General features: G+C 63.3%; 10 protein-coding genes and 1 tRNA gene. 8 read left to right on the plus strand and 3 right to left on the minus strand.

The genetic code is table 11. From position 1 onward, the window contains the following. The first annotated feature begins 97 nt into the window (after positions 1 to 97). The 5 genes from EET13_RS22150 to EET13_RS22175 all read left to right on the plus strand — a co-directional run bounded on the left by EET13_RS22150 (position 98) and on the right by EET13_RS22175 (position 4327). On the plus strand, positions 98 to 811 hold the full coding sequence (locus tag EET13_RS22150) for a hypothetical protein (RefSeq protein WP_122444276.1): 714 nt from the start codon (positions 98 to 100) through the stop codon (positions 809 to 811). 352 nt (positions 812 to 1163) lie between these two features. Further along, complete coding sequence (locus EET13_RS22155) at positions 1164 to 1883, plus strand: hypothetical protein (protein WP_122444277.1); 720 nt, start codon at positions 1164 to 1166, stop codon at positions 1881 to 1883. A 37-nt stretch (positions 1884 to 1920) separates the two neighbouring features. Further along, entirely contained in the window at positions 1921 to 2289 is a 369-nt protein-coding gene (locus EET13_RS22160) for a DUF3060 domain-containing protein (protein WP_122444278.1), read from the plus strand. 655 nt (positions 2290 to 2944) lie between these two features. After that, complete coding sequence (locus EET13_RS22170) at positions 2945 to 3376, plus strand: DUF5709 domain-containing protein (RefSeq protein WP_244604047.1); 432 nt, start codon at positions 2945 to 2947, stop codon at positions 3374 to 3376. Positions 3377 to 3730: 354 nt separating this feature from the next. Continuing rightward, on the plus strand, positions 3731 to 4327 hold the full coding sequence (locus EET13_RS22175) for a hypothetical protein (RefSeq protein ID WP_136623227.1): 597 nt from the start codon (positions 3731 to 3733) through the stop codon (positions 4325 to 4327). Positions 4328 to 4559: 232 nt separating this feature from the next. Here the strand turns inward: EET13_RS22175 and EET13_RS22180 are convergent, their stop codons facing one another. The 3 genes from EET13_RS22180 to EET13_RS22190 form a co-directional block, all read right to left on the minus strand. Next, positions 4560 to 5186: a TetR/AcrR family transcriptional regulator gene (locus EET13_RS22180; protein ID WP_122444282.1), complete on the minus strand. Its 627-nt coding sequence runs from the start codon at positions 5184 to 5186 to the stop codon at positions 4560 to 4562. Beyond that, complete coding sequence (locus EET13_RS22185) at positions 5179 to 6465, minus strand: cytochrome P450 (protein ID WP_122444283.1); 1287 nt, start codon at positions 6463 to 6465, stop codon at positions 5179 to 5181. The genes EET13_RS22180 and EET13_RS22185 overlap by 8 nt, the downstream gene beginning before the upstream one ends. Before the next feature lie 276 nt (positions 6466 to 6741). Beyond that, positions 6742 to 6815: transfer RNA gene (locus EET13_RS22190), tRNA-Leu, on the minus strand. 368 nt (positions 6816 to 7183) lie between these two features. On the opposite strand from EET13_RS22190, the gene EET13_RS22195 reads away from it, so the two are divergent. From EET13_RS22195 to EET13_RS22205, 3 genes are all read left to right on the plus strand, one after another. Continuing rightward, positions 7184 to 8008: a PPE family protein, SVP subgroup gene (locus EET13_RS22195; RefSeq protein WP_122444284.1), complete on the plus strand. Its 825-nt coding sequence runs from the start codon at positions 7184 to 7186 to the stop codon at positions 8006 to 8008. Positions 8009 to 8075: 67 nt separating this feature from the next. Beyond that, positions 8076 to 9251: a PPE family protein gene (locus tag EET13_RS22200; RefSeq protein ID WP_122444285.1), complete on the plus strand. Its 1176-nt coding sequence runs from the start codon at positions 8076 to 8078 to the stop codon at positions 9249 to 9251. A gap of 155 nt (positions 9252 to 9406) precedes the next feature. After that, positions 9407 to 9650, plus strand: a 244-nt coding sequence (locus EET13_RS22205) for a WXG100 family type VII secretion target (protein WP_136623228.1), incomplete at its 3' end; no start/stop codon positions are given.

The following is a 9650-nucleotide window of genomic DNA, read 5'->3' on the forward strand; positions in this document are numbered from 1 at the left end:
GAGGCCCAAAGTCTCTATTGACAACCGATCGGCGTTGCTAGGGTTGCCCGATTCCTGCCGATGGCAGCGGCAGGAAGCGTCAACGACGAGGTGGTGGATGGCTACCAGAACCTTCTGCAAGCTGGCCCTGGCTGCCGTCGCCGCGGTAGGGCTATACGCTCCGACACTGGGGCTGCCGCTGCCGTCGCGGTTGTGCCCTCGCACCGCCGGGGTCGCCACCGCCGCGCCGTCACCGACGTGCAGCAGCGACTTGCGTGAATGCTTGCATGCCGCCGCCAAAACGGATATCTATGGCGTCCGGTACGTGCTGCCAGAGGATGTGGCCCGATGTGTGGAGGCCTTCAATGCCTGCGCGCATGGCAACACCAGTGGGGGCGGTAACCCGGTTTCGCCCACGTCGACCTCGGCTCGCGGCGACGATCGAACGGGTTCGACTTTGCCCCAACGATTCACGATGAAATTCGAGGGTTACGCCAGCGACTGCCGGGTCAATGGCGATACGGTCACCTGCACGTCGACGTTGGAACCTCGGCCCGCTGACATCGATTCTTTCGCGGCAACCTTCAGCGGGACCCTGTCGGGCTCGACCGTCACGGGCACCGAGGCCAGACATCAACAGGGTCACTACGCCAACGGCTGCACCTTCGACGAAAACTATTCAACGCCATACACCTACGTATTCGGCCCCGACGGATCTGTGACCCTGAATTTCGGTCCTGGACAGCGGCAGTCAACGTTCAGTTGTGCTGAGGCGACTTCAGCTACCACGCCGCGAGGGGAAGTCGCCGGCACGTGGACGCCGCTCAAGTAGGTGCTGACGATGCGATTTCGACGCAATCAAGAGCGGATGGCAATCACCGCAACACAGTCTGGGTCGACGGTGACGAGAACCGTCACACGCAATCTGTTTCCCGCGGCAATCACGTTGCCACACAAGGTCTTTCCGGCCCGGTCAGTGATGTTTTCCAGCCCGGCGCCACGGTGGTCATGCGTGAGGGACCGATGCAACAGAAACGCTGTGCTCAGGGGGGCTGCGCAGACTCTCCGCCCGAATGCCATACCGGCCCGATCTGGGCCCGATCTGTGCCCGAACAGGCACTTGGCCGTCAGTCAAGTAGCGGCAGGCGACGGGAAAGAGCGATGGGCGACCAATGGCTACGAGCATGACCACCCGGCTCGGCAAGATCGCGGTCGCCGCAGCGGCTGCGGTCGGGCTGTACGTTCCGGCGATCGATGTGCCCACATCCTTGATGGCTTGCCTGCACCCGGCCAACATCGCCTCGGCCGCGCCCTCACCCACGTGCAGCAGCGACCTGCGTGAATGCCTGCATGCCAGCGTGAAGACCGGTCTCTACGGAGTCAGGTACGTGGCGCCCGAAGACGTTGCCCGATGCGTCGAGGCCTTCAACGCGTGCCGCCATGGAGGTGCCGGCGGAGGCGGGAACCCGAATCCGCCCCCCTCGACGCCGGCGGGCGGTGGCACCGGGAAGGGCCTACCTTCCCACCTCGGCATCAAGACCATCGGCAACGGCGAGAGCCGATACGACTGCCGGGTCAGCGGAAGCTCGGTTTCGTGCGCGGGAACCCTGGTGGCTCCGTTTGGCACCACGGATACCTACGAGGAGCAGTTCACCGGAACTTTGTCCGGGCTGACCGCCACCGGAACCTTCAACGGACACCAAACAGGCCATTCACCCGCTGATCCCAGTTGCCGCTACGAGCAAGACCTGTCCGGGCCGGCCACCTTCATCTTCAACCTCGACGGAACCGTGCTGATTCGTCAGGGGCCGCCCCAGATTCACGGAACCTACAGTGGCGGAGGCCCAACTTCTTTCACCGGGAACGCGTGGGAGTCCACCGGTACCTGGTCGGCGATGACATAGCTGCGATGACAGAAAGTTGGCCACAGTGAGTAGAAGCATGCTTCAGATCGTCGCCGGGGTGGCGGTGGTCACCGTGGGCCTGGTCGGGTGCAGCTCGAAGAACAAAGGGCCATCTAAGCCGCCGATCGCCGAGATCAACAACACCATCAACGATGGAACATTTGGAGCCACCGACAAGCTGGACTGCGCCGACGGGAAGTCACTGAACATCGGCGGCTCCAAGAACACCCTGACGGTAACCGGCAGATGCGGCTCGGTCGTCATTGGCGGGGATGAGAACAAACTCCGCTTCCAGCGGGTGGATGCCGAGATCGTCATCGCCGGGCTGAACAACACCGTCACCTACCGGGAGGGAAACCCGCAGATTCAAGACCTCGGCTTGGGCAACAGCATCACCAAGGGGTAGCACCAGATGCCAGGCCTTTACCGAAGGGCGAGCAACCCGACCGCCTTGGCGGATCAGCTGCGAATCCCGTATTACTACGACGCCGACTTCGATTGCCGTGTAAGCGAGTAGCGCAACACCGGTCGCCGTTGCGGCGATGACGGCGGTCACCCTCTGGCTTGCGGGCTGCCACAAAACCACGACGGGCAGGCCGATAGCCGGGCCGGAAAATGGCCGCAAAGACGGTCCGCCATGAAGCACTTCCGGATCGGCGACCACAGAGTCCGGCAACCGGCGGGATATGGGAAAGCTCCGAAAAGTGGTCGGTGATTGAGCAGGAGCGAACACAACCATTTGCCAGTGGTCACCGAAGCAGCGTTGAGCCGGCCAAAGACGCAAGTGGACAACATGATTCGGCCCCGGATGGCGGACAGAAGTGTTGCCAAGTTGCTGGCCTTCCGCCGTGGTTTCAGCCCGCCGCCAGTCGGATTCCAACCGAGATTGGCCGGAATTGAAAACGGTGGTGGGTGCCGACTGATCGATGTGGCTTCGCTGCCCCTGAAGGCCCAATGGCCCTAGGGCGCAGCAATCGGGAAGCGCTAGATTGTGGCTTGGCGCGAGTCGAAAACATCCGGCGCGATCACGATTTCGCGGTCAGGATTTGAAGGAGGACACCGTGAGCAATGCCTACCGGGCCGACGCGGAAGACGACAACCAGCTTCAACCGCAGGACACGCTGATCGACCGGGGCGTCGACGACATCCTCGATGAGGGGTACTCCCCGCCGGAGAGACCGTACCCGCGTGGCGCCTTCGGGCCGTCCGAAACGTTGGATCAGCTGCTTGCGCAAGAAGAACCGGATCCGGCGTCGCGAATTGGGGTGTGGCTGGACGACGACGAACAGCAACGCTCCGATCAAGCCGAGCGCGAGACAGAGTTCCCGCAGCGCGATGAGGTCGGGTGGGCCCGAGCGGGCCGCCTTGTCGCACCTGACCTGGGCTTCGGCGAAGACACCGAGGCAGAACTGGTCGCCGAGGACGTCGGTATCAGTGGCGGCGCAGCCTCGGCCGAGGAAGCCGCGATGCACATCATCGACGACGGCGACTGACCGAGTTCGCCGTGAGCGCCCACAGACAACGCGCATGATCCGACGCCATGCCGGTCGGTGGGCTGTGCTGCTGGCCGTGTTGCCTCACGGGCAATAGCGCGCTCGGGCGCCCGAGCCTGTCGTCACGCAGACCGGCTGGGCAATAGTCACCGGCCTTTCAGTGGATGTCGGTTGCGCGGGTGCCCGATTCGTCCCATTCGGCGAAATTCATCCGGCGCGACCAGTCGGGCCAGCGCGGGCGCAACAAGGCCCGACACCATCGTTTCTTTGGGTCATGGCGCGCTTTTCGGTGAGGCGTGGTGTGATGGCAGTCAGGGTTTGCGCCGTTCACACCGCCGCCCACGGGAGGAACCGATGTCTTATCCGGATCACGGCCCGCCCAGGCATACTGCGGCTGCGCCCCATCCTCAACCGGCCCCACCGCCGGTCTTTGGCGCCGCACCGCCCGGCTATGGCATTCCAGCCCCGGCGTACGGCACTGCCATGTCGGGTGACTACCGCGCCGGACGGCCCCCAAGTGCCGTCACCACCGCCGCGGTCATTTCGTTTGGTCTTGGCGGCATGGAAATTCTCATCCATCTTTTTGTACTGTTGTTCCTTCTCGACATCCTCGACATCAAGCACTTTGTGACAGATGCGTGGCGTGTCGGGGAGGGCGTGTTCGCGTTGGTGCGGCTTGCCCTGGGCGTTCTGTTCATATGGGGTGGAATCGCCGCTGTGAAGGGCCGTACCAGAAAAGTCCTTCTGGTTGTTTCGGTGGTAGAGGCGATTTTGTCAATCCTGCTCCTACCGATCGGGGTTTTCACGCTGCTGGCTGCTGGCATTGGTGTCATCATCATTTTTTTCGCGTTCCTGGAATTGACATTTGTGGGAACCATCCTGATATTGATCCTGCAGCCGGCCAGTAAGGAGTTCTTCCGCACCCGGACTCAAACCACGAGTTTAGGCTGATTGCCACACAGGTCATTCAGCACCAAACCCGCTCTGGCAGTGGGTTTTGCGGCCGAGCCGCGCTGAACCTGGGGGCCCGAATCAAGCCCCCGGACTATCCTCACCGGACTGCGGCACGGCACAGCCGGTTGTCGTCGGGCCGATCCGCGAGTTCAAGCGCTGACAAACCGTTCCGCGGTCAGTGCCTCAAGGAACCGTTCGCGCAGAGAATCTCAGACAGCTACCTGGATAGCTAACGAGCAGCGCCAACCAGCGACACCAGCCGTGGATACAGGATGGCCGGACCGAGCCATCGACTAATGAACCGGCGTAATTCGATTCCCTCACGGGGTGGCTGCACGGGATCGGTCAGGATGGACTGCACTGTGCGCAAGGTCATTTCGGCGAGTTCACCGAGCGCGGTGCCGTGGTAACCGTGAAGCCTCCAATCCACATCGAAGCGGTGAAAGACGGACAAACAGATTGTAATGGCCGTGTCGGACGTCAGCGAGGTGACGGCTTGGCCGTCATGTCGCCGGGTCAGCAAGTTTTCCAGCTGTGGATCACCGGCGAGATTTTCGATTCCAAACGACACACTTTCAACGATTGCGGCGACTGGGTCGTTGAGTCCGCGAACATGTTCTGCAACTTGGTCGATGAAACCGTCGACAGCACGCATTGCGCTGGCGATGAGCAGCGCGTCCGCATTGGGAAAATAGCGGTACACCGTCTGGCGAGTGACCCCGAGTCTGCGGGCGACGTCGGCAAGACGTATTGCCGCTCCATGCTCGGCGACCTCTTCGTCTACCGCAGTCAGAATTCGCGAAATGGCCTCCTCGTCCGACGAGGGTGTCAAACCGGCCCAGCCACGGCTACGCATCCGCCCTCACTAGCCTTTCGCCGGTGAATTCGATCGGAAGACTTGTGGGACCGGTCATTCCCAGCAGGGGTTTCCACGGGGCCGGTCCGACGCGACGGGTGGCGGGGAGGCGACGGCTAAGGACAGTGAGTGCTTCCGCCAGTTCGCGGCGTGCGAGGTTAGCCCCGAGGCAGTAGTGCGCGCCACCGCCGAAAGTCACAATTGCCGGTACGTCCTTGCGCGCGATGCCGAAGCGGTCCGCATCGCAATAGATCGCTGGATCTCGGTTGGCTGCAAAGGTATTCACGAGTAGGAAAGTCCCTCCCGGGAACGTGTACCCGGCGAACTCAACATCGTCAGTGGCGGCCCGCGGGACGATACAGGCTGCCGGTGAGTGGCGCATGCTTTCCTCGACCGCCTGCATCGCAAGCTCTGGATGGTCGCGCAGCGTCATCCATTGGTCCGGGTGCTCGCAGAGCACCTGCACCGACGCCGCCAGTTGGTTTCGCGTCGTATCCGTTCCGGCCATCAGGAAGCCCGCCACCAGCATGCGCAGCTCGCCGAGACTGAGCCGGTCGCCGTCGCTTTCTGCGCGTATCAGCTCGGATAGCAGGTCATCGGTCAGATTGTTTCGGCGGGCGGCGACCATGTCGTCGACATAAGCGTCGAGTTCGTTCCATGCGCGCATGATCGCGGACTCATCGAAGGTGACGTCCGGCTGGAAGTTGAAGGCTTTGAAGACCTCCTCAGTCCAGTCCGCGAACAACTGCCAATCCTCGCGAGGCGCTCCGAGCAGCGCGCACATGATCGGGGTGGGATAGGGATAGGCGATGTCGGTCACGACGTCGCACCGCCCGGCGTCAACCACCCGGTCGATCAGGCCGTTCACCACCCCATGGATCGTCTCTTGAAGACGTGATATCGCGCGGGGTGTGAACGCCTTGGAAACCAGTTTGCGCAACCGAACATGTGATGCACCGTCCAGGCCCAGAAGGCTGCTTGCCAACTTGTCAAACAACGGACCCGACGTGATGCCCTGCGCTGCCAGGGTGATGCCAGGTGGCAGGCGGAATCTGCTGTCACGCAATGCGTCGCGAGCCAGTTCGTAGGACAGGATTTCCGGGCCGAGGGGTCCGATGGCGAGAGGCGCGCGCGATTGCGCCAGTCGGAGATCTTCGAGGACGTCGTGTGGAGTGGCGGTGAGGTCGTAGGCGAACGTCGGAAGGCCGGCTTCGAAGACGCTGGGAGCTGCGCTGTTCACGTCATATCCCAACCTCCGCTGGCGCCTAGACCGGCACATTGGGTGCGGACACAGTCATCAAGAGCGTATGACCAACGGCCTAAAGCGGTCAATACAAGATGGTAAAACGCCTGTCTAGAAGGTATCTAGCCCGCCATGATCATACGTATTACGCAATGACGTCCCCACAGTGGCGCCAAGGGCCGAGCATATGCACTGTCCCTGAAGTCAGCGCAATAGCCGGTTACCGACTCATGCAGCCATGGACCGGTGTGCAGGGACCCAAGGCTGTCGACGTTTGAGGCAAGGACTGCCCTCTACCCGCAGGAAATCCCGTGCCCCCAGTCGGACTCGAACCGACACTGTGCGGATTTTAAGTCCGCTGCCTCTGCCAATTGGGCTATGGGGGCCCGGCGGCGAATGTAGCGCCCGAACGCCGGACGCCCGACATCCCCTGCTGGGTACGAATGTGGATACGAACCAGGAAACACTAGCGTGCGCCTTGGCGGGGGTTTGAGTAGGATCACCCGCCCCGCGCATGAGTACACCAACGCCGATCGGGGTCATATGACACGGCCGTGTCGCTCGCATGGAGCTTGTTAAAACTGCCCGCGCCAGCGTTAAGAGGCCGTAAACGTTTGCCACCCTAAGGCTTTCGATGGCGAATGTGAAGCCATGGCTGGTTAGCGTTACGCCAATACACAGGGGTCGTTACGCAAACACACAGGGTTGACCCGGGGAGTCAAAAGGTCGCCATGTTTCACATTAGGAGGCACCAATGTCATTCCTGCAGATAGTGCCGGAAGAGCTGACAGCTGCGGCTGCCCAGCTAGGGGCGCTCGGCACCTCATTGACCGCACAGAACGCCGCAGCCGCCGCACCGACGACTGCGATAGCTCCCGCAGCCGCCGACATGGTGTCGGCACTACAGGCGTCGCTGTTCGCTGGGTATGGCGTTCTCTACCAGCAGATCAGCGCCGAGGCAGCTGCCCTGCACGACCAGTTCGTGAACACCCTGGGGATCAGCGCCGGAACTTACGGTGCCACCGAGGCCCTCAATTCCTCGGCGGCCGCTTCGCCCTTCTCCGGACTGATGTCGGGCATGGGCGGCCTCATCCAGGGGACGACTGAAGCCATCCCCGACCAGTTCTCCGGTGGCATGGCCAACATCCTGAACATCGGGATGGGGAACTGGGCGTCCGCCACGTCCAACCTGCTCGGTTTGGCCGGCGGTGGGTTGCTTCCCGCCGAAGAGGCCGCTGCCGCCGACTCCTTCCTCGGCGGCGAAGCCGCCTTGGGAGAACTCGGCGCGGCCGAGGCAGCGCTCGGTGAAGGCTCCATCGCGGCCGGCGTCGGCGAGGCGTCGGCGATCGGCGCTTTGTCGGTGCCGCCCAGCTGGGCCGGACAGGCCACGTTGGTCTCGAGCACAACCACCGGAGCGCTGCAGGGTGCCGGATGGACCGCCGCGGCACCAGCAGCCACTCCGGGCATGCTCTATCCCGGGGTGCCGGGACTGGCCTCGGCCGCGCGCAACAGCGCCGGCTTCGGTGCGCCACGCTACGGCGTCAAACCCATCGTCATGCCGAAACCGGTGAGCGTCTAAGTGAGCGTCTAGGTACCCGGCACCACGCGATAGCTGAGCGAAAACAAGCCAAAAGGATAGGAACGAAATGGATTTCGCAGCCTTGCCCCCAGAAGTCAATTCGGGACTGATGTACACCGGCGCAGGCGCCGGACCGCTGCTTGCGGCCGGGGCGGCCTGGAACGGGATGGCCGTCGAGCTGAGCACCACAGCGGCCTCAATTGAGTCGATCATCGCGCAGCTGACCGGCGAATTATGGTTGGGCCCAGCGTCGCTGGCCGCGGCCGCCGCAGCTCAGCCCTACATAGCCTGGTTGGCTTATACCGGCGCTGCGGCGGAGCAGGCCGGTGTGCAAGCCATGGCATCGGCAGCCGCATACGAAGCGGCGTTTGCCGCGACGGTTCCTCCGCCCATCATCGCTGCCAACAGGGCTCTGCTGGCGGCGTTGGTAGCCACCAACTTCCTGGGCATCAACACGCCGGCGATCATGCTCACCGAGGGCCACTATATGGAGATGTGGGCCCAAGACGCGATGGCGATGTACGGCTATGCGGCGGCATCGGGTGCCGCCGGGGTGTTGTCCCCGTTGACCCCGCCGTCGCAGGCCACTAACCCCGGCGGGATCGCCGCCCAGGCCGCCGCGGTGAGCCAGGCCGCCGCTTCTTCCGGCGTCACGCAACTCACCGACCTGATTACCGCATTGCCCAATACGATTTCCGGGCTCGCCTCTCCGGTCACGTCGGTTCTCGACGCGACCGGACTGACCGGGATCATTTCCGACATTGACGCGCTCATGGCTAATCCGTTCATAGCGAACATATGTAACGGAGCGATCAACACCGCCGCGTGGTTCGTTATGGCCGCGATCCCCAATGCGATATTCCTCTCCAACGCCCTCGCGCCGACGGAGGCAGCCGCAGAAGCTGTCGAAGGTGCGGCAGGAGCGGCCGCCGCCGCGGGCGCGGGGCTGGCAGAAAGCGTCGCACCCGCGGCCGGCGCCGGAGCGATCTCGGCCGGGTTGGGCGAGGCGTCACTGGTCGGCAGCCTGTCGGTGCCGGCGAGCTGGTCGAGCGCCGCACCAGCAACGGCTTCCACCGCCGGCTTGCTATCGGGTAGCGGCTGGAGTGTCCCGGAGGAAGCCGCACCGGTCTCCGGAATGGCGGGGATGCCCGGGATGGCGGCTGCCGCCAAGGGCGCCGGCGCGTACGCCGGGCCGCGTTACGGGTTCAAGCCAATAGTTATGCCCAAGCAGGTGGTCGTGTGACCGCTGCAAGAACCGGCCAAAAAGGGGGCATGTCGCATATGTGAGGGCGGCAATCCGCGGGCGCGCCGTAGGCGATTCCGCAAAGCTGCCACCACCGCACGATTCAAATGCTAGAACTCTTACAACAACGGACTTCGAGATAGGAGACAGGCAACATGGCAACACGCTTTATGACCGACCCCCACGCGATGCGCGCGATGGCGGGCCGTTTCGAGACGCACGCTCAGACGGTTGAGGACGAGGCCCGCCGGATGTGGGCGTCCTCGCAGAACATCTCCGGCGCGGGCTGGAGCGGTCTGGCCGAGGCGACCTCGTTGGACACCATGGGCCAGATGAACCAGGCCTTCCGCAACATTGTGAACATGCTGCACGGGGTGCGTGACGGTCTGATCCGCGACG

The organism is Mycobacterium attenuatum, assembly GCF_900566085.1.
Lineage (GTDB): Bacteria > Actinomycetota > Actinomycetes > Mycobacteriales > Mycobacteriaceae > Mycobacterium > Mycobacterium attenuatum.